We start from the raw sequence: 22,087 nt of genomic DNA, 5'->3' as shown, positions 1-22,087 counted from the left end.
TTGGCCGTTTGGCGGCTCTGCCTGCGGGGTATCATGGACTTTTATGCGTTTTTGCAGAACAGGACAAGGTGCGGCGCCGTGGTGAAACCCTTCTTACGCAGTGGCAGTTTGGATGATGTGCTGGCTTTAGGCGAAAACGGGCAATCGATCTACGCCTGCGCGCAGCAGCTGCGGGAAACCCTGCGTCTTCGCCGGCAGCAGCAGGCCGCCGACTGTCTGGCGATCCCCCAGCCGAACGAAAGCGGCACCCGCATCGACTGGTATGCGCCCTTTCCGGGCAAGGTGACCTCCTGGCTGGCGGCGAGCGACGCCCAGCGCGCGCAGGCGGTTCGCCATCTGGAACACTGCCTGACGACCTTCCGCAGCCTGACCGAACAGGCCCGGGCGACCGATCACCCCAGCCATCGCCTGTTCGGCGCGCTGCTGACCAAAGCGATGCATATTCCCGATCCCAACCACGTCTACCTGGTGGACGATCGGCCGGTGCTGACCTTTTGGGGCTTTATCAAACCGCAGGCGCAGAGTCCGGACGATCCTTTAGCCTGCCTGCGCCCTGCCGAAACGGAGGTAGAAAAACCGGCGCCGATCGCCGCCGCTCCGCGCAAACCGGCCGTTATCGAGCCGGCCAAATCGGCTCCGGCGGCAGAGCCTGAACCGGTGCCCGCCCCGGCGACGCCCGTCGAATCCCCTGCCGCTGTTCGCCCGCGCCGGCGTCACGCCCTCTGGCTGTTACCGGTACTGCTGCTAGGCAGCGCGGCGCTGGCCGCCTGGCTGCACCGCTCGCCGCCGCCGCAACCGGCGATGCCGGCGGAGGTGCGCCATCCGGCAGCGCCGGAAAAAACCGCCGCGCCGTTGCCTGAGCTGCGCTTGCCGCTGGCGCACGCCACGCTGATGCCGCCGCCCCCGGCGCCGGCCATCCCGCAACCGCTGGACAAAAATGCGCTGGTGCTGCCGCCCGAGGCGGTGAAGGCCGGTTCCACCCGTTTCCTTAACGGCAAATGGCGCGCCACGGTGGCGCTGAAAGATCCGATCACCGGCAAGCGCCCCAGCCTGCAATACCGCCTGAACGCGGGCAAAGGCAGCGCCGTCATCGCCTACGGCGACGGCGTCACCTGCCGGGCGGCGGTCGAGGCCGGGCTGATGCAGTCCGGCAATCTGGTGATCAACAGCCGCACCAAGGCGCGCTGCAGCGATGGCAGCCGCTATCAGATCCCGGAAATCGTTTGCCGCCAGGGCGAAACCGGCGCGGCGGAGTGCACCGGCCGCTACGATGCGGACACCACCTATCCCATGACGTTCAAGCGCGAGAGTAAATGATGCTGGCCCCCCTAACTGACTACAAACACGGCATTACGCTGATTCAGGACAGCGGCATTCAGTTTCTGGACTTTGCCCTGACGCCGCGACTGGACGCCGAGTTTCCCGGCAAATTCGTGCGCAAGACCGCCAGCGGCCCGCTGCTGCGCCTGCAATGGGAGGCCGAGAGCGGCAAATACCAGTTGCCGGCCGTGGGCGACCAGGCCGCCGAAGTGGTGCGGCCGGAGTTCAGCTATCCGCTGCAGCAGTCGCTGCACCTGCTGGATAAGCTCTGGCTGCCGCTGCCCTTCTTGCGCCACACCCCGGCGGGCCTGTTTTTGTCGGGCCCGGACAACTGGGCGCGCCTGCAGGTGGTGCAGCTGGATGAACCGGATCAGGACGGCAACCTGCTGCGGGTGGTGCTGGCCTTCGACACCCGCGCCGCCGCGCCCGGCCAGGAAGCATTGGCGCCAAGCGAGAGCGATCTCGGCGCCGGCCTCAGCTTCGCGCTGGCGCACCGCAACCACGAGCTGGGCGAGTTCCTCGATCTGACCTGGGTGGACGGCTGGCTGCGCGAGGCGTTCAGCCAGCGCGCCGCCGAGCGGGAACAGCGCACCGAGGCGGAGATCAACGCCGGGCTGAAAACCTTCGAGTATCAGGCACACTACCTCAACCTGTTGCACATGCTCGGCCATCAGTTGACGGTACCGCAGATAAAAATGGCGGCGGCGACGCTGCAACAGCCGGCGATCGACGTCGATCTGGTGCTGGACGTCGGCAATTCTCACACCTGCGGCGTGCTGGTCGAGGACCATCCGGAAGAGAGCAACGGCCTGAAGCAAACCTATGAGCTGCAGCTGCGCTCGCTGTCCGAACCGCACTGCGTCTACAACGAACTGTTCGAGAGCCGGGTGGAGTTTTCTCGGGCCTCGTTCGGCAAGCCGCATCTGTCCTTCCAGAGTGGACGCGACGACGCCTTCCAATGGCCGTCCATCACCCGCGTCGGCCGTGAAGCCGCGCAATTGGCGCAGCGACGCGAAGGGCATGAAGGCACCACCGGCATCTCCAGCCCACGGCGCTATCTGTGGGACGAGGAGCGCTATGCGCCCGGCTGGCGCTTCAACGAGCGGCACGAGCCGATGGCCGCCGCCGCGCCGTTGACCACCTTGATCAACGACGAGGGCGTGCCGCTGTCCGCCCTGCCGACGTCCCAACGGCTGCCGGTATTCGCCGCCCATTACAGCCGCAGCGCGGTGATGAGCCTGATGCTGAGCGAGCTGCTGGCGCAGGCGCTGATGCAGATCAACAGCATCGCACAGCGCAGCCGCATGCCGAACGCCGCCGCGCCGCGCCGTTTGCGCGCCATCATTCTGACGCTGCCTTCGGCGATGCCGAAGCCGGAGCGCGAGATTTTCCGCCGCCGCATGCAGGAGGCGATCGGGCTGGTGTGGAAGTCCCTCGGCTGGCACCCGCAGGATGCGCCGTTCGACGGCACGCGCACCCGCTTCCCGGCGCCGCAGGTGCAGATGGAGTGGGACGAGGCCACCTGCGGCCAGATGGTCTATCTGTACAACGAAACCCAAGTGAACTTCGCCGGCCGCACCGACGCCTTTTTCGCCGCCATGGCCCGGCCCGACCGGCCGCTGGCGCCAAGCGAACAAGCGGGCAAAACGCTGCGCATCGCCTCCATCGACATCGGCGGCGGCACCACCGATCTGGCGATCACGCACTACTCGCTCGACGACGGCGTGGGCAACAACATCAAAATCAACCCGCGCCTGCTGTTCCGCGAGGGCTTTAAGGTCGCCGGCGACGACATCCTGCTGGACATCATCCAGCAATTTGTTCTGCCCGCCGTGCAACAGGCGTTCGAAGCCGCCGGCGTGAGCGCCGCCGCGGCGCTGATGGACAAACTGTTCGGCAACGAAGGACGCATGGACGGGCTTTCCACCCTGCGTCAGCAGGCCGCGCTGCAGATCTTCATGCCCGCCGGACGCGCGCTGCTCAGCGCCTATGAAGAATACGATCCGCTGGACAGCCGGGCGGAAATCGCCGCCAGCCTGGGCGATCTGCTGCCGCAGCCGCCGACGCCGCAGGTGCTGGCGTTTATCAACGGCGAAGTGCAGCGCGAAGCTGACAGCAACGCCTTCGATATTCTGCACACCCCGCTGGTGATCCGCCTGGCCGATCTGCACGCCGCCTTCTTGTCCGATCGCATCGGCATCGGCCGCTGCCTGCGCCTACTGGCTGAGGTGGTGGCGCTGTACACCTGCGACGTGCTGCTGCTGACCGGCCGCCCGGCGCGCTTCCCCGGCGTGCAGGCGCTGCTGCGCCACCTGCAGCCGCTGCCCGCCAGCCGCATTCTGCCGCTGGAGGGGTATCACACCCGCAGCTGGTACCCGTTCAACAAACGCGGCCGTATCGACAACCCAAAATCCACCGCCGCCGTGGGCGCCATGCTGTGCCTGCTGGCAATCGACCTGCGGCTGGAGAGCTTTTACTTCAACGTCGGGGATTTCCAGCCCTACTCCACCATTCGCTATCTGGGCATGCTGGACGGCAACAACATGCTGGCGGACGATAACGTCTATTACCGCGACATCGATCTGGATCGCGCCGATTTCGCGCTCGATCCCGCCGGCAGCTTCCAGCTGCGCGGCCCGCTGCGCCTGGGCTTCCGCCAGTTGGACAACGAACGTTGGCCGGCCTCGCCGCTCTATACGCTGACCATCAATGACGCCCAGTTGGCGCGTAAGCTGGCCGGTGACGCGGTGATCGGCCTGCGGCTGGCCATCACAGCCAGCGCCGAACAGGGCGCCGAAAGCGTCAAGATCGCGCAGGCGGTGCTGGCCGACGGCAGTGCCGTCCCGGCGCACCATCTGCAACTGAAACTCAATACCCTGGCTGCCAGCGCCTCCGGCGCGACCCACTACTGGATAGACAGCGGGAGCATTTACCCACGATGAAAGCGACTACCACCGTCCAATCAGCCCCAAATAACGCGCTCAGCGCCGGCATTCTGCAGGCGATCGACTGGGTGGACGCCGCGCGCCGGCAGTCCGCCCGTTTGGAACAGGAGGCGGATCGCCTGACGCTGCGCCTGCGCCGTTGCCATAATCGCGCCGTCCAGTTGGAAAACACCCAGCCTGCGCAGGTCGCCATCGGTTTGTATGGCCACAACGCCGCCGCCAAGGCCCACCTGCTGGCGGCGCTGGCCCCTGGCGCAAAGCGCTTCAGCGCGGACCTTTCGCTCGCGGTGCGCTACTGCACGGCGGCCGAGGCGGGGCCCGCCGAGTATCCGATCGCCCTCGCCCTGCTCAATGAAGCGCAGTGGCTGGCCATCACGCTCGATGCCGCCGCGATGGGCGGCTTCCGGCTGGACTGGGACGCCCGCGCGATCGCCGGCCATCTGCAAACGTTGGCACGCCACCGCCAAGCCGTCGCCCCCGATGGCCTCAGCGACAGCGATGTGCTGGCGCTGTGGGATAGCCAACGCCGCCACGGCGACAAGGGGCAACAGACGCTGGACAGGCATTTCTGGCCGCAGGCCGTGGCGCTGGCGCCGCAGCTGAGCATCGACGATCGCGCGCGCCTGTTTGCGCCGCTGTGGGGAGAGGAAACGACGCTGACGACGCATTATCGCCAGCTGGCACATACGCTGCATGCCCTCGGTGACAGCCGGCGGGTTCATGCCCCGCGCCGCGCCTTGACGCTGCTGACCGCGAGCGCCGCACCGGAAAACACGGCAATCGTCGTGATGGCCGAACACGGCGGTGAACGGGAGATCGCGCTGAGCGATCTGGCCTGGCTGACCGCCGAAGTGACCACCGGTCTGCCGCAGACGGCGCAGGCGGGCCTGCCCGCCGACGTGGCGCTGATCGACCTGCCCGGCAGCCGCGCCCGCCCGCAGGCGGAGCCGGCGCAGCGGCTGCAACAGGCGAAACGCGCCCATTTGCTGACCCGCTGCGCGGACGGCCTGCACGCCAACCTGCTGCTGGTGACCGATGCCGCCGCCGCGCCGCAGGACGCCGCGCGCATCGGCCAGGCGCTCGCCGGTTGGGTCGACCACACCCAGGGGGAAACCCCGGCGCTGCGCCAACGCCGCAAACCCGGTTTAATTTGGGCAATCACGCCGTTCGACTCACGCCAGGAAGGCAAACCGCGCCCTGACGACGCCGTTCAGCGTCAGGTCGGCGAACCCGGTGACAGCTGGGCCACGCTGCTGGCGCTGGATGAGCAGGATTGCCGCCGCATGGTGAACTACCTGGCCGTACAGGCGCGCCCGGCCCACAAGCAAGCGCGCCTGCTCGAGCTGCGCGAAGAGTTGCAGCGCGAGCTGACGGACAGCCTGCTCGGCAACTGGCTCACCGCCGCCGATCCGTACGCGACCCAGCAACGCGCCCAACAGCTGCTGCGCGCGCTGCAGGCGCAGGCCGGCCGCCACGGCGAACTGCTGGAACGACTGTTGCCCCAGCGCGATACGCTGCGCCAGCTTTACCAGCAACAGCAGCACGCCGCGCCGACCCCGGCGACGCCTGCGCCGTTCGGGCTCGACATCGATCTGTTCGGCGCACCGGAAACGCCGGCCTCCGGCGAGCCCCCCGCGTCACCCTTTGCCGCGCGGGTATTCGCGGATTGGATCAACCATCTGCGCAGCCTGCCGGACAACCGCCGGTTGCTGGATCTGCTCGGTGTCGACAAACCGCATCTCGAACTGCTGGTCGATGCGTTGATCGGCGCCGCCTGCCGCCAGCGGCTCGACGACGAACTGGAGCGCGCGCTGTGCGCCGGCGGCCTGCCGGAACAGGGAGAAGATCGGCAGATCAGCCAGGCGCTGGCGCTACTGGGCGACTTCGTCGCCTGGCTCGGCTTCCAGCGGCGCGATGCGGCAACGCGCCCCGAGAGCCGCGTCAATCCCGGCCAGCCGATCTTTACCCCGCCGCCGCAGCCGGCGGTGGACTGGAGCGGCCAGCAGCGGCTCACCCGGCTGGCGCCGACGCCAACCAAAAATACCGCGTTTTATATCTATGACTGGCTGATCGGCCTGCAGACCCTGCTGGCGGAAAATGCCGCGCAGGCGCAGCCCGCGCTGGCAGACGAGCAGCGCGGCGCACTGACGGCGATCGTCGCCGCCCTACGCGCTGTGCCGTAGCGGGCGCAAGCCGGGCCGGACACCGCCGCGCAGTCAGTGGCAGGCCGGACCGGCCGACATCACTTCGCGGAAATGGGTGACCAGCGGGCGCAGGTTGGCCTTGTGCCACACGGCCCACAGCTGCGTGGTGTATTGCATCCAGGGCAGTTCGCGCAGCACTACGCCTTGCGGCGCGTTATGCCGCAGGCTGTGCTGGATCAACGTCATCCCCAATCCGGCGGCGACCAGCCCCAGCGCGGTCAGCGGCTCGCCCGCCTCCAGCCGAATATCCGGATCGAACCCGGCCTTCACGCAGGCCGCCACGAAGTCGTCGCGCGAATGGGCATCCTCTTTGTGGATCACCGAGATCCAAGCCTGATCGGTGAGATCCGCCGGCTGCAGCGTTTCCCTGTCCGCCAGCGGATGCGTCTGCGGCAAGGCCAGCAGCATGCGATCGTCCAGCACCTGCGTATATTCAAAATCCGGATCCGCGCGATCCGGCGCCGTATTGACCAGCGCTACGTCCAGGCTGCGCTGCCGCAGCCCTTCCAGCTGCATGGAAGAAGGCTGGCTGTAAAGCACGATGTGCACATCCGGCCGGGAAACCCGCAGCGACCGCAATGCGTTCGACAAGACGCCGGAGTGCATCGCATTTTCGATATAGCCGATGCACAGCCCGCCGTCTTCCCCCCGCCCCAGGCGGCGCCCGAGCGATTCGAGCCGGGTGGCGTGCGTCAACAGCGCGCGGGTTTCGGCCAGAAACGTCTGGCCATCGGCGGTCAGGCGGATGCGCTGCTGATTGCGCTCGAACAGCATCAAACCCAGACGTTCCTCAAGCTGGGAAATCTGCCGGCTCAGCGGTGACTGGGAAATGTGCAGCCGTTCGGCGGCGCGGCCGACGTGCTCCTCTTCCGCCACCGCGACGAAGTATTTCAACTGACGTAAATCGATCATCTCAGACCTCAAAGGACTTAACTTAGACAAATTATGTCCTATCAAGTCACAACTTGCCAAGTTATCTTTAGCCTCGTGACGGGGCAGACGCTGTATGAGCCCCACAAGTTTCCCTGAAAAGATAACGTATTGAGGATTCACCATGAGCATCAAAAATATTTTACCCGGCAAGATCGGTTTGGGCGGCGCGCCGCTCGGCAATATGTACCGCGCCATTCCAGAAGAAGAAGCGCGGGCTACCGTAACCAGCGCCTGGGACTTGGGCATCCGCTACTTCGACACCGCGCCGCTTTACGGTTCCGGCCTGTCGGAAATTCGCATGGGCGAAGCGCTTTCTCAGTACCCACGCGATGAGTTCGTACTGAGCACTAAAGTGGGCCGCATCATGCTGGACGAAATGGAAGATCCCGCCGCCCGCGATCTGGGTGAGAAAGGCGGCCTGTTCGAACACGGTTTGAAAAACAAGATCCTGAACGACTACTCGGAAGACGGCACGCTTCGCTCCATTGAAAACAGCCTGAAGCGCCTGAAAACCGACCGTCTGGATATCGTCTGGATCCACGACGTCGCTCAGGATTTCTACGGCGACAGCTGGCTGGAACAGTTCAATATCGCCCGTACCGGCGCCTTCCGCGCGCTGTCCCGCCTGCGTGACGAAGGCGTGATCAAAGCCTGGGGACTCGGGGTTAACCGCGTCGAGCCTTGCGAGCTGACGCTGGCGCTCGATGAACCTAAACCGGATGCCTTCTTGCTGGCCGGTCGCTACAGCCTGCTGGATCACGAACGCGCCCTGCAACGCCTGATGCCGGAAGCGCTGGAACAGAATGTCGATATCGTCGTCGGCGGCCCATACAGCTCCGGCGTGCTGGCCGGCGGTGAACATTTCGAATATCAGAAAGCGTCCCCGGCTATTCGCCAGCAAGTCGCGAAAATCAAAGAGATCGCCGCTCGCTTCCAGGTAGACGTCAAAGCCGCTGCGCTGCAGTTTGCGCTGGCTAACCCGGCCGTCGCCGCCGTGATCCCCGGTTCGAGCCGTCCTGGCCGCATGGCCGAAGATCTGGCTGCGCTGGATGCAGTGATCCCGGCTGAGTTCTGGGCGGAGATGCGCCGTCAGAAACTGGTGGCTGACAACGCGCCGCTGCCGATTCGTTAAGTTTTATGGGGCCGCCCCCCGGCCCCATTACCCACATTACAGAGTGATATACATGATGAAACTGGATCTTTCAGGCAAAGTCGCCGTCGTCAGCGGCTCCACCTCCGGCATCGGCTTGGGCATCGCGCGCGGACTCGCCAAAACGGGCGCCACCGTGGTGATCGTCGGCCGTCAAAAAACCGGGGTCGATAACGCTATCGCCGACATCAGCGCCAACGTGCCCGGCGCGCAAGTGCGCGGCGTGGTCGCCGATCTCGGCACGGAACAAGGGGCAGAAACCCTGTTCGCCGCGGAGCCTAAAGCTGACGTGCTGATCAACAACCTGGGCATTTTCAACGATAAAGACTTCTTTACCGTGCCCGACAGCGAGTGGATGCACTTCTATAACGTCAACGTCCTCTCGGGCGTGCGTCTGGCGCGCCACTACGCGCAGAACATGACCGAACAGGGCTGGGGACGCATTATTTTCGTGTCGTCCGAATCCGGCGTCGCCATCCCGGCGGACATGATCAACTACGGCGTGACCAAAAGCGCCAACCTGGCGGTGTCTCACGGCCTGGCGAAACGCCTCGCCGGCACCGGCGTGACGGTCAACGCCATCCTGCCAGGGCCAACCTTTACCGAAGGCCTGCAGGAGATGCTGGCGGAAGCAGCGGCCAAATCCGGGCGCAGCGCGCGCGATCAGGCCGACGAGTTCGTTAAAACCGAACGCCCAAGCTCCATCATTCAGCGCGCGGCGGACGTCGATGAAGTGGCCAACCTGGCCGTTTACCTTGCGTCCCCGCTGTCTTCGGCCACTACCGGCGCTGCGCTGCGCGTCGACGGCGGCGTCGTCGACACCCTGGCAATGTAATTCCGTACCCTAAACCGATATCAAGAGAGAAAGAAAATGGCTAATACATCCGTATCTATGAACATCCCGGCATCCGCCGACACCGTATGGCAACTGATCGGCGGCTTCGACGCCCTGCCTGACTGGCTGCCATTCATCCCGAAAAGCGTCATTTCGGAAGGCGGCCGCGTGCGTACCTTAACCACCGCCGACGGCGGCACCGTCATCGAGCGGCTGGAAGCGTTCGACAACCGTCAACGCAGCTACAGCTACTCCATCATGCAGGCGCCGTTCCCGGTGGTGAATTACCTGTCCACCCTGTCAGTGCACGCCACCGACGACGCCAACGTGGCGCGCGTGGAATGGTCGGGCAGCTTCACGCCGGTCAACATCAGCGACGACGAGGCCGTCGCCCTGTTCAGCGGCATCTACCAGGGCGGCCTGGATGCGCTGAGCGGCAACTTCCCGCGCTAACGCCGGTATGCTCAAGCGCTCGCGGCCAATGGTGAAAGCCATTGGCCGTTTTTTTGTCTTTAGCTCTGGAGCAGGATAAATCCGCCAGCGCCGTTTATGCTGTAAAGGAGACTTCCGTTTGAGGAGATGGCCGTGCGCCCTTTCAGCCTGAAGACTATCGACCATGTGGTGCTGCGCGTGCGCGATATGCAGAAAAGCCTGCATTTTTATACCCAGATCGTCGGCTGTGATATCGCCAAACAGCGGCCGGATTTGGGGCTGATGCACCTGCGCGCCGGAGCGGCCATGATCGATCTGGTGGATATTAACGGCGTGTTGGGGAAAAAAGGCGGCGCGGCGCCCGATCCTCACCGGCAAAATGTCGATCACGTCTGCCTGCGCATCGATCCTTTCAACGAGGACGAGCTGCTGGCCTATCTGCGAGCGCAGGGGATCGGCGTGGATCCCGCCGAATCGCGCTATGGCGCTGAAGGCGACGGCCCGTCCATTTATTTCAGCGATCCGGACGGCAATCGCGTGGAATTGAAGGGGCCGGCGATCGGCTAGATCCTGGCGCTCCCGTTGATGTCGGACAGCCGTTGGCGATCCGTCACCCACAGTGACTTGTTTTTAAATTGAATGATGCCGTCCGCCGCGAGCTGCGCCAGCGCGCGGCTCAGCTGTCTGACGGAGATGCCCAATCTCGCCGCCAGCGCCTCCCGGTTTTCCAGCTCAATCAATTCCCCTTCGTTCTTTATCTTGAATAATAAAAATTTTCGCAGTTTATACTCCGCCGTAAAAACGCCGTTCGCATGCAGCAAAGAGGCATTCAGCAGCTTAGTGCTCAATTGCCGGCAGATAAAGGTGAGGAACGCCGGGTCGCTCAGGGCGTGATTGTTGATGGCCTCTATCGGTGCCGCGAGGAGCAGCGCGTCGGTCACCGCCTGCACGGTGCTGAACAGCGTGCGCTGCGTCTGGGAGAACAGCTCCAGATCGCCAATCACCGAGAAATCCGTTTCGAAGGAAAAGACAATGTGCGCGCCATTCACATCAAAATTCTCAACCTGCAATTTTCCCTGCACGAGAAAAAACAGGTGGGTCAAACGATCGCTTTGCGTCACCAGGTATTCGCCGGCTTCGACGCTGACCAGGCGCAGTGCGGCGAGCAGCGTGGGCGAAAGCGCCGTTCGCAGATCGTGAGCGTCGATAAAAGCTTCTTTTAGCTTGCTGTCACCGACCGTTTTCAAGGCAATTCACTCCCAGGGCTCATCCTTAAACGTCTTACATCCTCGCTTTCGACTGCGTTCAGCATAGCCGACGCGCTTCAGAACGAAAAAGGACATCTGACCTTTTTTGCCTTAGGTCGTCTGGGTACTTTCTCCGCATAGCCCACCCGAGGAGATGGCCATGCGACATATTTTGATAGATACCGATACTGCTTCCGACGATGCCGTCGCGCTGCTGATGGCGTTGCGCGCACCCGACGTGAAGGTGGAAGCGATCACCACCGTCGCGGGAAACTGCCCGCTTGAACAGTGCGTCAAAAATGCACTTATCTGCGTGGAAAAAGCGGGAACCTATGCGCCCCCGGTTTATGCCGGCATGGCGAAACCGCTTTTCCGAACGCGTTATCATTCGCACCATATTCACGGCGAAGACGGCATGGGCGACATGGCCTTGCCCGATCCGCGCCAGAGCGCCGAACCCGTTCATGCCGTGGACGCCATCATCGACTGCGCCGCACGGCTCAATGGCGAGCTGGAAATCGTCACCCTCGGGCCGTTGACCAATCTCGCGATGGCGGTGCTGAAAGCGCCCACGCTGGCCGAAAAAGTGAAGAGGGTTTATGTGATGGGCGGTTCCGGGCTGATGCCCGGCAATATCACCCCGCTGGCCGAATTTAATTTTTACGCCGATGCCGAGGCCGCGCACCTGGTGCTCACTGCCGGGCTGCCGCTCACTCTCGTCGGCTGGGAGATCGGCATGGGGGAAGCGTTTATCGACGAACGCGATATAGAACGATTGAATAACCTCGGCGAACTGGGACGCTTTGCCGTGCGCTGCAATCGCGCGCTGATGGCGTTCAACGCACGGCGTACCGAACGCAAAGGGTTTGATTTGCCCGATCCGACCACCATGGCGGTGGCGCTCTATCCGGATATCGTCGAGACCAGTCTGGAGGCGTATTCCTGGGTTGAATATAAAAGTGAGAGGTCTTACGGCCATTACGTCATCGATTCCACTCAGCTTACCGGCGAACCGGCCAATGCGCGCGTGATTACCCGCATTAAGCCCGGCCTGTTTAAAGAAAAACTGTTCTCGTTGTTATCTCAGCCGTTAATGAAATAAGTGACTCGCATGAAATTCGATCCAAGAAAATTGAAGAAAGTGGAATTACACGTTCATTTGGATACCTGTTTAAGCTACCACTATTTAAAAAAGGTCGACCCGCAAATAACCAGAACGGCATTTAATCGGCAATTTATCGCGCCGAAACGATGCGCCGATCTGGGGGACTTTCTAAGCAAGATAGCGCCGCAAATAGATCTATTGCAGACACGCCAGGCGATAACGCTGGCCGTCGAGGACTTATTCGCGCAGTTGGCGGCGGATAATGTCATCTATGCCGAGCTGCGCTTCGCGCCGCTGCTGCATACCCGGCTGGGGTTAAGCGATGAAGCGGTGGTCGAGACGGTGCTGGCGGCCATGCATCACGCCTCGCGGGCTTACGGCATCGCCGCCGGGCTGATCCTGTGCACGCTGCGGCATTTCGACGCGGCCGCCAGCCTGCAAACGGCGAAACTGGTTATCGATTATCAGGGAAGCGGCGTGGTGGCGCTGGATTTGGCCGCCGATGAAGCGCGTTACCCGCTGACCCACCATGTGGCGGCCTTTCGCGCCGTACGTGCCGCCGGCGGCAACGTCATCGCCCACGCCGGCGAGGCGAAGGGCGCCGACAGCGTACGGGAAACGCTGGAGCAGCTACAGGTGTCACGCATCGGCCACGGCGTCAGAAGCATCGAGGACCCTGCGCTCGTCAAGCGTCTGATAGCCACCGGCGTCCTGCTCGAGATCTGCCCCAGCTGCAATCTCGTCTGCAATCTGTTCGACAGCATCGACGATCATCCGATAGATCGGCTGAAAAGGATGGGAGTGCGGCTGAACGTGAATACCGATGCGCGCACCGTCGCCGACACCACGCTGAACAAGGAGTATCAGCTGTTGCATGACGCCTTCGGCTGGCAGGATGACGATTTTAACCGCAGCAACCGACAGGCGCTGGAGGCGAGCTTTCTCGACGGAAACACTAAAATAAAATTAATGAATCAGCTCAAGGCCGGGCCAATGTGACCCGGCACGTGTCAAGGCTGAGCGGGTTTTAACGCCCCTGCGCCGCCAGCGCCTGGGCGCAGGCCCAGGCCGAACTCCAGGCCCACTGGAAGTTGTAGCCGCCCAGCCACCCGGTCACGTCCACCACTTCGCCGATGAAATAGAGCCCTGGCACCTTGTGGGCCTCCATCGTCTTGGAAGAAAGTTCGTTGGTGTCAACGCCGCCGAGCGTCACTTCCGCCGTGCGGTAGCCTTCGGTGCCGTTCGGCTGCACGCGCCAGTTCTGCAACAGATCCACCAACGCCGCCTGTTGCGGCGCATTCAGTTGCTTCAGCGTCGCCTCCGGCAATTGTCCCAGGGTCTGCAAACACTCCACCAACCGCTTCGGCAAATGCAGCGCCAGGGTGTTTTTCAGGCTTTGGTTCGGGTGCTCTTGGCGTTGGTTATCCAGGAAGCCCGCCAGATCCAGCTCCGGAAGTAAGTTAACGCTCACATACTCACCCGGTTGCCAGTAGCTGGACAGCTGCAATACCGCCGGGCCAGAGAGACCGCGATGGGTGAACAGGATGCTTTCACGGAAGCTGACGCCGTTCTCGGCGGTGATCACCGCCGGCACCGACACGCCGGACAGCGTCTGCACATGCTCCAGCAGCGGCTTATGCAGGGTAAAAGGCACCAGCCCGGCGCGCGTCGGCAACACTCTGAGGCCGAACTGCTCCGCCAGTTTGTAACCGAACGGCGACGCGCCCAACCCCGGCATGGATAATCCGCCGCTAGCCACCACAAGTGAGCGAGCACTTACTTTTTCGCCATTGAGCGCCAGCTGGTAGCCGCTCTCGGTTTTCTCCACGCCCAACACTTCGCTGCGCAGGCGCATCGTCACCTGGCCCAGCTCGCACTCTTTAACCAGCAGATCCACCACCTGCTGCGCCGAATCGTCGCAGAACAGCTGCCCCAGCGTTTTTTCATGGTAGGCGATGCCGTAGCGGTTGATCAGATCGATGAAGTCCCACTGGGTGTAGCGCGCCAGCGCCGACTTGCAGAAGTGCGGGTTGTTCGACAGATAGGCCGCCGGTTCGGCGTACATGTTGGTAAAGTTGCAGCGCCCGCCGCCGGACATCAGGATCTTGCGGCCCGGTTTTTTGCCGTTGTCGAGCAGCAACACGCGGCAACCGAGTTGCCCCGCCTGCGCGGCGCAAAACATGCCGGCGGCGCCCGCCCCAATCACTACGACATCAAACTGTTCCACCTGAGCCTCACTTATCAAAACCACAATCGCGACAAAAGAGCGCCATATTACGCCGTTTCGCCGCCGGTCACCGCCAAATTCACGGCGGAAGATTGTAAAGCCCCGGCGCCGCCAACGCCACAGTAAGAAAATATTACAGAGGTCAGAGGAGAATAACGCGTTGATATTCAATATTTTTGTTATAGGCGCGTCATCGTTTCGTCATGTCCAAATCAAAAAAACGTCATATTTTCCTTTTCCCCGGCCCCGGTTGTCACTGATAATGCGCGGCGTTCATGTCCACAAACTGGCGTAACGCTTATGCTGCATTTGTTCGCTGGCCTGGATTTCCATACCGGCCTGATGTTAATTCTCGCATTGTTGTTCGTGTTGTTTTATGAAGCCATCAACGGTTTTCATGATACGGCCAATGCGGTCGCTACAGTTATTTATACCCGCGCCATGCGCTCGCAACTTGCGGTCGTGATGGCAGGTTTGTTCAACTTTCTTGGCGTAATGCTCGGCGGTTTGAGTGTTGCTTACGCCATCGTCCACTTGCTGCCTACCGATCTGTTGTTGAACGTCAGTTCAGCACACGGATTAGCCATGGTCTTCTCCATGCTGTTGGCGGCAATCATCTGGAACCTCGGCACCTGGTATTTCGGTCTGCCGGCGTCCAGTTCCCATACGCTGATAGGCGCAATCATCGGTGTCGGTTTAACCAACGCCCTGATGACCCACACTTCGGTGGTGGATGCGCTTAACGTCCCGAAAATGATTGGCATTTTCCTTTCTCTGCTGTTCTCGCCGCTGGTCGGCATGATGGTGGCGGGAGTGATGGTGTTCGCCTTGCGCCGCTATTGGAGTGGCACCAAGAAACGCCAGCGTATCCACATGACCCCTGCGGAACGTGAAAAGGTCGACGGCAAACGCAAGCCGCCGTTCTGGACCCGTATCGCGCTGATCCTGTCGGCGATTGGCGTCAGCTTCTCGCACGGCGCCAACGACGGCCAGAAAGGCATCGGCCTTATCATGCTGGTGCTGATCGGCGTTGCGCCGGCCGGCTTCGTGGTCAATATGAATGCAACCGGTTATGACATCACCCGTACGCGTGACGCCGTGACCCACCTGCAGCAATATTACCAGCAGCACGGCGACGCGCTGTCGCATGCGGTGTCGCTGACGCCGCTGGTGCCAAGCCCGGATGACGAAGCTGCGTCTGGCAAGCCTGCCGAGTTCCACTGCGACAGTTCGCGCGCCATGCCGGCCATCGAACTGGCTCAGGGCATGCTGACCAACCTGCAAAGCTACGATCAGCTGACGGTTGACCAGCGCAGCCACCTGCGCCGCCTGCTGATGTGCGTGACCGACACGGCGGATAAAGTCGCCAAGCTGCCGGAAACCTCATCCGCCGACCAGCGCTTCCTGAAGAACCTGCGTCAGGATCTGCTGCAGACCGTCGAGTACGCGCCGATGTGGATCATCGTCGCCGTCGCGCTGGCGCTGTCGCTCGGTACCATGGTGGGCTGGAAACGCGTGGCCACCACCATCGGCGAGAAGATCGGCAAGAAAGGCATGACCTACGCCCAGGGCGTATCGGCCCAGATGACCGCGGCGCTGTCGATCGGCGTGGCGAGTTATACCGGCATGCCGGTCTCCACCACCCACGTCCTCTCTTCGGCGGTTGCCGGGACGATGATTGTGGACGGCGGCGGCGTGCAGAGCAAAACCGTGAAGAACATCCTGTTGGCCTGGGTACTGACCCTGCCAATCTCGATTCTGCTTTCCGGTGCGCTGTATTGGGTTGCGTTGAAGCTGATCTAAGCGATAAGCACCACGAGAAAGGCGGCCGCAGGGCCTAATGCCAGTCAGTTAAGCCTGACTGGCATTTTTTTATCCATCCTCTGGGCGTTCTGTGCAGGAGAATTGCCGTAAAACCCTCGCATTTCTCTGATGCCGTAGCGAACGGCAATTGTAGGGGCCGATGGCGCGGCCCCTACACCCGCGCCTTTGCTTAACACCGCCTGTCCGCTGCGCGGATACCCTCGCTGTGTCTGCGTTGTCGGGCGGGTCGGCTGCGAAAAACGTCCCTGTTAGTCTCGCCTCAACCGGCCTTCCCTGGCCGATTGCCCCTGACAACGCCGCCTTGCTCGGCAGCCGGTGATGCGCGCCAAAGGTCAACACCCGAACAGGCAGCTACCGGGCAACCTGTCTCTTATGAGGTTATGGTAGAAATGTTGAAGATGAACGCGATGTTGGGCGCCCTTGAAGACGCCGAACGCAGGCATAGCGCATTAGGCGAAACCGCCATGGACGGCCGTTTCAGGTGAGACAGGCAGGGACGCCTGTCGCAACCGGCCTCAATGCGCTATGGCGAAGAGAGGACAAATCTGCCTGGAGCAGATTTGAACTCTGCTTGCAGCGGCCCCGAAGGGGCGAGGCCCAGGGATGGGCCGAGTAACGTTGGCAAAGCCAACCGTCTGATAGGACAAAGGCGCGGGTTGCCAGGGGCCGCGCCTTCGGCCCCTGGCTCGGTCGAGGGACAGGAGCTTCATGATCCACCTCTCATTTATCGACCGAAAACGTCACCAGTACTTCAAAAAAAACGCTAACTGATAAGCATTAGGCCGCAGGGCCGCCTTTTTTTTGCCTGCATCAAGGGAAACAGGAAGGCATTAATACCAGATCATCAGCGCTATCAAGCTGATGACCACCAGGCCGCACAGGGCCGAGGTCAGCATAAACTGCCCGCGCACCCGCTCACAGCGGCGAATAAACTCCGGATCGTGGTGTTCGACATAGCGCTGCGCGAAGATATAGCGCACCAGCCTCAGTTGCTTGCTGGGTTGGCCGTGGGCGGTGAAGAAGCCGCCGCCGTCGACGTATTGGTACAGCAACGGGTCACAGCCGCGCAATACCACCAGCAACGCGCGCAGAGAAGAGTAATACCGCACCATGTTTACCACACACACCACACATAAGGCCCAAAACAGCGCGACGGTACTGATCATGATTACCCCCTCAAGGCGTTGTTATCCGCGGCCATCCGCCGGGTCCAACTGCCCTACCTCATTACCCGATACTCTGCTGGAGCTTACCGCTCTCATCCCCTTTTTTTGCCTGCACGAGCCACGCCCATAACCCACCGCCTCCAAAGACGTTGCCGCGCCGCACAGAGAGATTTGCACGGCATGGTTCTACTCAGAGGAGAAATGGTGAAGCCCATATCCATCATTGTAGGTTAATGGAACGCAAACTGGCCTGAGCAGTGGATAAAATTTACCGCCCTGTACCGAAAAGTCACCTGCCGGGGCGTTATAAGCGATAACCATCCGTTTCGATTATGTCGCATTTCTGGATAGTCTATCCCGCGCAGCGCCGCTGATCTTTCCCCCCACGCTGGCTAGACTCAGGTTTCCGTTACGTTCATCCAAGGAAACTGTTATGGCAAACCATTCAATCAAGGGAAAAACCGTCCTCATCGCCGGCGGCGCCAAGAACCTCGGCGGGCTGATCGCGCGCGATTTGGCTGAACAAGGCGCCAAAGCGGTGGTGATCCACTACAACAGCGCCGCTTCCAAAGCCGAAGCGGAAAAAACCGTCGCCGCCATTCAGGCCGCCGGGGCACAAGGTGTCGCGCTGCAGGCCGATCTCACCACCGCGGGCGCGGTCGAGAAGCTGTTCGCCGACGCGGTCGCCGCCGTCGGCAAGCCGGATATCGCCATCAATACCGTCGGCAAAGTGTTGAAAAAGCCGATGATCGACATCAGCGAAGCCGAGTACGACGAAATGACCGCGGTCAACGCCAAAACCGCGTTCTTCTTCCTGAAAGCGGCGGGCAAGCACCTTAACGACAACGGTAAAATCTGCACGCTGGTCACCTCGCTGCTCGGCGCCTTCACGCCGTTCTACGCCGCTTACGCCGGCACCAAAGCACCGGTGGAGCACTTCACCCGCGCCGCCGCCAAGGAGTTTGGCGAACGTGGCATCTCCGTGACGGCGGTCGGCCCCGGCCCGATGGATACCCCGTTCTTCTACCCGGCTGAAGGCGCGGACGCCGTGGCCTACCACAAGACGGCGGCGGCGCTGTCGCCGTTCAGTAAAACCGGCCTGACCGATATCGAAGACGTGGTGCCGTTCATCCGCCATCTGGTCAGCGACGGCTGGTGGATAACCGGCCAAACCATCCTGATCAACGGCGGCTACACCACCAAATAAGTTCGACGGGGGGCGGAGAGGCCCCCGCACCTGCTCGCACGCAACCGCGCCATGCGGCTACACTCTACTGTCAGAAACGGCGCCAAGGAACAGCAGGTCAGCGAGATGGACAGATTCAATCAATACCGCGTATTCGTACAGGTGGCGGAAATGGGCAGCTTTATCCGGGCGGCCCATGCGCTGGAGGTGCCGCGCGCCTCGGTGTCCGCCGCCGTGCAGCAATTGGAAACGCAACTGGGCGTACGGCTGCTGCACCGCACCACGCGGCAAGTGCGGCTGACCGCCGACGGCGAACAGCTGCTCGAGCGGCTGCGCCCGCTGCTGGCCGAAGTGGAAGACATCGATCAGTCATTTCAGGCCAGCCAGCGGCAGGCCTCCGGGCGGCTCAGCGTCGACGTGCCGAGCCGCATCGCCCGCTGGCTGATCGCGCCGGCGCTGCCCGGCTTGCTGCGGCGCCATCCTCACCTGCAGCTGGCGCTCGGCTCCGCCGATCGCGCCATCGATCTGGTGCAGGAAGGGGTCGACTGCGCGGTGCGCGTCGGCGATCTGCACGACAGCAGCCTGGTGATGCGCCCGCTCGGCCATATCGCGCTGATCAACTGCGCCAGCCCCGCCTACCTGAGCGAATTCGGTCATCCGCTCCACCCCGGCGATCTCGCCGAGGGGCACTGGAGCATCGGCTACGCCTCGCCCAGAACCGGCCGCGAATCCCCCTGGGAATACCTGACCGGCGACGGCCATACGCAACGGCTCGAACTGCCCAGCCGGGTGGTGGTCAACAACGCCGAAAGCTATATCGCCTGCTGCCGCGCGGGGCTGGGGCTGATGCAAATCCCGCGCTACGACGTACAACACCTGCTCGACGCCGGTGAACTGGTGGAAGTTCTGCCCGGTTACCGCGCCGCCTCCATGCCGATCGCCCTGATCTACCCCCATCGCCGCCAGCGCTCAAGGCGTCTGGCGGTGTTTCATGAGTGGTTTGAAAGCCTGCTGCAGCCGCATCTGGAGCGCTGATTGCACATTTAGCGCTATACTTTGTTTAATAACGCTTATAATTCAAGCGGTCAGACCGTTAAAACCCGCATAACCCATAGGCTTTTACGCCGCGCGGGTGTACAACGAAAGGTATCGTGCGCAGAGATTTCCGATGCGGCGCAGTGTGATCGCCCCAACATATCATTGCGTTATCCAAATGATACTATGGAACCAACAGCGCCAGGCGGGTACACGGAACGCCTGCTAACCCTTTTTAATCGGCATGTTTATGGAAGGAGTATTCTTATGGCTTACAAACACATATTGATCGCGGTGGACCTATCCCCGGAAAGCAAGATCCTGGTAGAAAAAGCCGTCTCTATGGCGCGGCCGTATAACGCCAAAGTTTCTCTGATCCACGTCGATGTCAACTATTCCGACCTCTATACCGGCCTGATCGACGTCAATCTCGGCGACATGCAAAAACGCATCTCTGAAGAAACCCATCAGGCGCTGACCGAGCTGTCGCAAAACGCCGGCTACCCGATCACCGAGACCCTGAGCGGCAGCGGCGATCTGGCGCAGGTGCTGGTGGACGCCATCAAGAAATACGATATGGACCTGGTGCTGTGCGGCCACCATCAGGACTTCTGGAGCAAGCTGATGTCTTCCGCGCGCCAGCTGATCAATACCGTGCACATTGATATGCTGATCGTGCCGCTGCGCGATGAAGAAGACGAATAAAGTAAGCGCCTGCTAACTTAACTGACCAACGCCCGCGCCCTGCGGGCGTTTTTCATGCCGCCACGCCGATTAATCGCTTGATAATCAACCGCCCTCCGATGATATAGTCGCTAAAGACACAACATCCTCCCCCGGGCATCGCCTATACCCATATCTATAAGAAATAGCGGGGGAAATTTAATGCGAAAAGGAGTTATCCATGGAATATGCCGTATCGGTAGAGTCTTTCCTGTCCTCGTTACAACGCCATAACCCCCACCAGCCGGAATATCTGCAGGCGGTGCGCGAAGTGTTCACCTCGCTGTGGCCGTTTATCGAACGCAATCCGCGCTATCGCGAACAGGCGCTGCTGGAGCGCCTGGTGGAGCCCGAGCGCATCATTCAGTTCCGCGTCAGCTGGGTGGACGATCGCGGCCAGGTGCAGGTCAACCGCGCCTTCCGCGTGCAGTTCAACTCGGCCATCGGCCCCTACAAGGGCGGCATGCGCTTCCATCCGTCGGTGAACCTGTCGATCCTGAAGTTCCTCGGCTTTGAACAGACCTTCAAGAATGCGCTGACCACCCTGCCGATGGGCGGCGGCAAAGGCGGCTCCGATTTCGATCCCAAGGGCAAAAGCCAGGGGGAGATCATGCGCTTCTGCCAGGCGCTGATGACCGAGCTGTATCGCCATCTGGGCCCGGACACCGACGTGCCGGCCGGGGACATCGGCGTCGGCGGCCGCGAAGTCGGCTTTATGGCCGGCATGATGAAAAAACTGTCCAACAACACCGCCTGCGTGTTTACCGGCAAAGGCCTCTCCTTCGGCGGCAGCCTGATCCGCCCCGAGGCGACCGGCTACGGCCTGGTGTACTTCACCGACGCCATGCTGCAGCGCCACGGCCTGGGCTTTGAGGGCATGCGGGTGGCGGTATCCGGCTCCGGCAACGTGGCGCAGTACACCATCGAGAAAGCGCTGGAGCTGGACGCGCGCGTGATCACCGTGTCGGATTCCGGCGGCACCCTGGTGGACGAAGACGGTTTCACCACCGAGAAGCTGGCGCACCTGGCGGAGATCAAAAACCAGCGTTACGGCCGGGTGGCGGACTATGCACGTGAGCGCGGTCTGACCTATCTGGCGGGCCAGCAGCCGTGGAGCGTGCCGGTGGATATCGCCCTGCCGTGCGCCACCCAGAACGAGCTGGATCTCGAGGCGGCGCAGACGCTGATCCGCAACGGGGTGAAAGCGGTGGCGGAAGGCGCCAACATGCCGACCACCATCCAGGCCACCGACGCCTTCCTTGACGCCGGGGTGCTGTTCGCGCCCGGCAAGGCGGCCAACGCCGGCGGCGTGGCCACGTCGGGGCTGGAGATGGCGCAAAACGCCGCGCGCATCGGCTGGCGGGCGGAAAAAGTGGATGTACGTTTACAACATATCATGGCGGATATTCACCATGCCTGCGTGGAATACGGCGGCGAGGGCAAGCAAACCCACTATGTACACGGCGCGAATATCGCCGGTTTCGTTAAGGTTGCGGAGGCGATGCTGGCCCAGGGCGTGCTGTAATCGGGCGCAAAGGTGATCTTGTTCACACATCGATTAAATGCTTCAATGCCGGCTCCTTCGCCGGCATTTTTTTCCGCGTCCAAGCCATCAAAATGATGCATAAACGTTAATTAAAAGTTAATAAAAAGTTATTTATGGCCGTTTAATTGGTAGTAAGTTTACCACCACCAAATAATTAAACATTTATTTAACACTAAATACGCCAGTATTTTACTTAAATGTGCGCAGAT

At 61.8% G+C, this 22,087-nt stretch carries 18 protein-coding genes; 14 read left to right on the top strand and 4 right to left on the bottom strand.

Features of this window, described 5'->3' with window-relative positions; genetic code table 11:
- The first annotated feature begins 78 nt into the window (after positions 1-78).
- Genes ACJ8KE_RS21905 through ACJ8KE_RS21895 form a run of 3 tightly spaced genes read left to right on the top strand, consistent with a single transcriptional unit; the run spans position 79 to position 6,448 of the window.
- A complete protein-coding gene (locus ACJ8KE_RS21905; RefSeq protein WP_110147497.1) occupies positions 79-1,317 on the top strand; it encodes an SrfA family protein in 1,239 nt (412 codons plus the stop codon).
- Complete coding sequence (locus tag ACJ8KE_RS21900; protein ID WP_318670189.1) at positions 1,317-4,262, top strand: virulence factor SrfB; 2,946 nt, start codon at positions 1,317-1,319, stop codon at positions 4,260-4,262. Before ACJ8KE_RS21905 ends, ACJ8KE_RS21900 begins: the two co-directional genes overlap by 1 nt.
- Positions 4,259-6,448, top strand: coding sequence for a virulence factor SrfC family protein (locus ACJ8KE_RS21895; RefSeq protein WP_274985113.1), 2,190 nt, complete (start codon positions 4,259-4,261; stop codon positions 6,446-6,448). The genes ACJ8KE_RS21900 and ACJ8KE_RS21895 overlap by 4 nt, the downstream gene beginning before the upstream one ends.
- Before the next feature lie 33 nt (positions 6,449-6,481).
- On the opposite strand, the gene ACJ8KE_RS21890 is transcribed toward ACJ8KE_RS21895, so the two are convergent.
- The gene (locus ACJ8KE_RS21890; protein WP_016930425.1) at positions 6,482-7,381 is read right to left on the bottom strand and encodes a LysR substrate-binding domain-containing protein; all 900 of its coding nucleotides are present in this window, start codon (positions 7,379-7,381) and stop codon (positions 6,482-6,484) included.
- Between the two features lie 142 nt (positions 7,382-7,523).
- Between ACJ8KE_RS21890 and ACJ8KE_RS21885 the strand changes: the two genes are divergently transcribed.
- From ACJ8KE_RS21885 to ACJ8KE_RS21870, 4 genes are all read left to right on the top strand, one after another.
- A complete protein-coding gene (locus tag ACJ8KE_RS21885; protein WP_016930426.1) occupies positions 7,524-8,534 on the top strand; it encodes an aldo/keto reductase in 1,011 nt (336 codons plus the stop codon).
- 55 nt (positions 8,535-8,589) lie between these two features.
- Complete coding sequence (locus ACJ8KE_RS21880; RefSeq protein WP_028127812.1) at positions 8,590-9,387, top strand: SDR family NAD(P)-dependent oxidoreductase; 798 nt, start codon at positions 8,590-8,592, stop codon at positions 9,385-9,387.
- Positions 9,388-9,423: 36 nt separating this feature from the next.
- Positions 9,424-9,840, top strand: coding sequence for an SRPBCC family protein (locus ACJ8KE_RS21875; protein WP_028127813.1), 417 nt, complete (start codon positions 9,424-9,426; stop codon positions 9,838-9,840).
- A 126-nt stretch (positions 9,841-9,966) separates the two neighbouring features.
- On the top strand, positions 9,967-10,386 hold the full coding sequence (locus ACJ8KE_RS21870; protein WP_049300435.1) for a VOC family protein: 420 nt from the start codon (positions 9,967-9,969) through the stop codon (positions 10,384-10,386).
- Here ACJ8KE_RS21870 and ACJ8KE_RS21865 read toward each other — a convergent pair.
- Positions 10,383-11,066, bottom strand: coding sequence for a Crp/Fnr family transcriptional regulator (locus ACJ8KE_RS21865; RefSeq protein WP_016930430.1), 684 nt, complete (start codon positions 11,064-11,066; stop codon positions 10,383-10,385). The genes ACJ8KE_RS21870 and ACJ8KE_RS21865 overlap by 4 nt on opposite strands.
- Positions 11,067-11,226: 160 nt before the next feature.
- Between ACJ8KE_RS21865 and ACJ8KE_RS21860 the strand changes: the two genes are divergently transcribed.
- Entirely contained in the window at positions 11,227-12,168 is a 942-nt protein-coding gene (locus ACJ8KE_RS21860; RefSeq protein ID WP_016930431.1) for a nucleoside hydrolase, read from the top strand.
- 9 nt (positions 12,169-12,177) lie between these two features.
- Positions 12,178-13,170: an adenosine deaminase gene (add, locus tag ACJ8KE_RS21855; RefSeq protein ID WP_306376997.1), complete on the top strand. Its 993-nt coding sequence runs from the start codon at positions 12,178-12,180 to the stop codon at positions 13,168-13,170.
- A gap of 28 nt (positions 13,171-13,198) precedes the next feature.
- Here add and ACJ8KE_RS21850 read toward each other — a convergent pair whose 3' ends face one another.
- Positions 13,199-14,398, bottom strand: a complete 1,200-nt coding sequence (locus ACJ8KE_RS21850; RefSeq protein WP_049278804.1) for an NAD(P)/FAD-dependent oxidoreductase — start codon at positions 14,396-14,398, stop codon at positions 13,199-13,201.
- Between the two features lie 300 nt (positions 14,399-14,698).
- Here ACJ8KE_RS21850 and pitA point away from each other — a divergent pair, with 300 nt between their 5' ends.
- Positions 14,699-16,201 carry an inorganic phosphate transporter PitA gene (gene pitA, locus ACJ8KE_RS21845; RefSeq protein ID WP_016930434.1) on the top strand — a complete coding sequence of 501 codons (1,503 nt, stop codon included), beginning with the start codon at positions 14,699-14,701 and terminating at the stop codon, positions 16,199-16,201.
- An 851-nt stretch (positions 16,202-17,052) separates the two neighbouring features.
- On the opposite strand, the gene uspB is transcribed toward pitA, so the two are convergent.
- Positions 17,053-17,388, bottom strand: a complete 336-nt coding sequence (uspB, locus tag ACJ8KE_RS21840) for a universal stress protein UspB (protein WP_016930435.1) — start codon at positions 17,386-17,388, stop codon at positions 17,053-17,055.
- Between the two features lie 433 nt (positions 17,389-17,821).
- On the opposite strand from uspB, the gene ACJ8KE_RS21835 reads away from it, so the two are divergent.
- From ACJ8KE_RS21835 to gdhA, 4 genes are all read left to right on the top strand, one after another.
- Positions 17,822-18,595 carry an SDR family oxidoreductase gene (locus ACJ8KE_RS21835; protein ID WP_016930436.1) on the top strand — a complete coding sequence of 258 codons (774 nt, stop codon included), beginning with the start codon at positions 17,822-17,824 and terminating at the stop codon, positions 18,593-18,595.
- A 105-nt stretch (positions 18,596-18,700) separates the two neighbouring features.
- Positions 18,701-19,609, top strand: coding sequence for a LysR family transcriptional regulator (locus ACJ8KE_RS21830; protein WP_442517370.1), 909 nt, complete (start codon positions 18,701-18,703; stop codon positions 19,607-19,609).
- Between the two features lie 267 nt (positions 19,610-19,876).
- Positions 19,877-20,314: a universal stress protein UspA gene (gene uspA / locus ACJ8KE_RS21825; protein ID WP_004930988.1), complete on the top strand. Its 438-nt coding sequence runs from the start codon at positions 19,877-19,879 to the stop codon at positions 20,312-20,314.
- A gap of 199 nt (positions 20,315-20,513) precedes the next feature.
- Complete coding sequence (gdhA, locus tag ACJ8KE_RS21820) at positions 20,514-21,857, top strand: NADP-specific glutamate dehydrogenase (protein ID WP_016930438.1); 1,344 nt, start codon at positions 20,514-20,516, stop codon at positions 21,855-21,857.
- Positions 21,858-22,087: the final 230 nt, after the last annotated feature.

It is taken from the genome of Serratia sp. CY56464 (assembly GCF_052168435.1).
GTDB classification, from domain to species: Bacteria; Pseudomonadota; Gammaproteobacteria; order Enterobacterales; family Enterobacteriaceae; genus Serratia; species Serratia marcescens.
Note: the sequence above shows the minus strand (reverse complement) of the source record. Positions and strands in the feature narration are given on the sequence as shown.

Bases quoted from the DNA above. Each gene is read 5' to 3' on its own strand.
- ACJ8KE_RS21895 (WP_274985113.1), top strand. From the start codon at position 4,259: ATGAAAGCGACTACCACCGTCCAATCAGCCCCAAATAACGCGCTCAGC.
- uspB (WP_016930435.1), bottom strand. From the start codon at position 17,388: ATGATCAGTACCGTCGCGCTGTTTTGGGCCTTATGTGTGGTGTGTGTG.
- add (WP_306376997.1), top strand. From the start codon at position 12,178: ATGAAATTCGATCCAAGAAAATTGAAGAAAGTGGAATTACACGTTCAT.
- gdhA (WP_016930438.1), top strand. From the start codon at position 20,514: ATGGAATATGCCGTATCGGTAGAGTCTTTCCTGTCCTCGTTACAACGC.
- ACJ8KE_RS21875 (WP_028127813.1), top strand. From the start codon at position 9,424: ATGGCTAATACATCCGTATCTATGAACATCCCGGCATCCGCCGACACC.
- ACJ8KE_RS21860 (WP_016930431.1), top strand. From the start codon at position 11,227: ATGCGACATATTTTGATAGATACCGATACTGCTTCCGACGATGCCGTC.
- ACJ8KE_RS21885 (WP_016930426.1), top strand. From the start codon at position 7,524: ATGAGCATCAAAAATATTTTACCCGGCAAGATCGGTTTGGGCGGCGCG.
- ACJ8KE_RS21900 (WP_318670189.1), top strand. From the start codon at position 1,317: ATGCTGGCCCCCCTAACTGACTACAAACACGGCATTACGCTGATTCAG.
- pitA (WP_016930434.1), top strand. From the start codon at position 14,699: ATGCTGCATTTGTTCGCTGGCCTGGATTTCCATACCGGCCTGATGTTA.
- ACJ8KE_RS21835 (WP_016930436.1), top strand. From the start codon at position 17,822: ATGGCAAACCATTCAATCAAGGGAAAAACCGTCCTCATCGCCGGCGGC.
- ACJ8KE_RS21880 (WP_028127812.1), top strand. From the start codon at position 8,590: ATGAAACTGGATCTTTCAGGCAAAGTCGCCGTCGTCAGCGGCTCCACC.
- ACJ8KE_RS21830 (WP_442517370.1), top strand. From the start codon at position 18,701: ATGGACAGATTCAATCAATACCGCGTATTCGTACAGGTGGCGGAAATG.
- ACJ8KE_RS21890 (WP_016930425.1), bottom strand. From the start codon at position 7,381: ATGATCGATTTACGTCAGTTGAAATACTTCGTCGCGGTGGCGGAAGAG.
- uspA (WP_004930988.1), top strand. From the start codon at position 19,877: ATGGCTTACAAACACATATTGATCGCGGTGGACCTATCCCCGGAAAGC.
- ACJ8KE_RS21870 (WP_049300435.1), top strand. From the start codon at position 9,967: ATGGCCGTGCGCCCTTTCAGCCTGAAGACTATCGACCATGTGGTGCTG.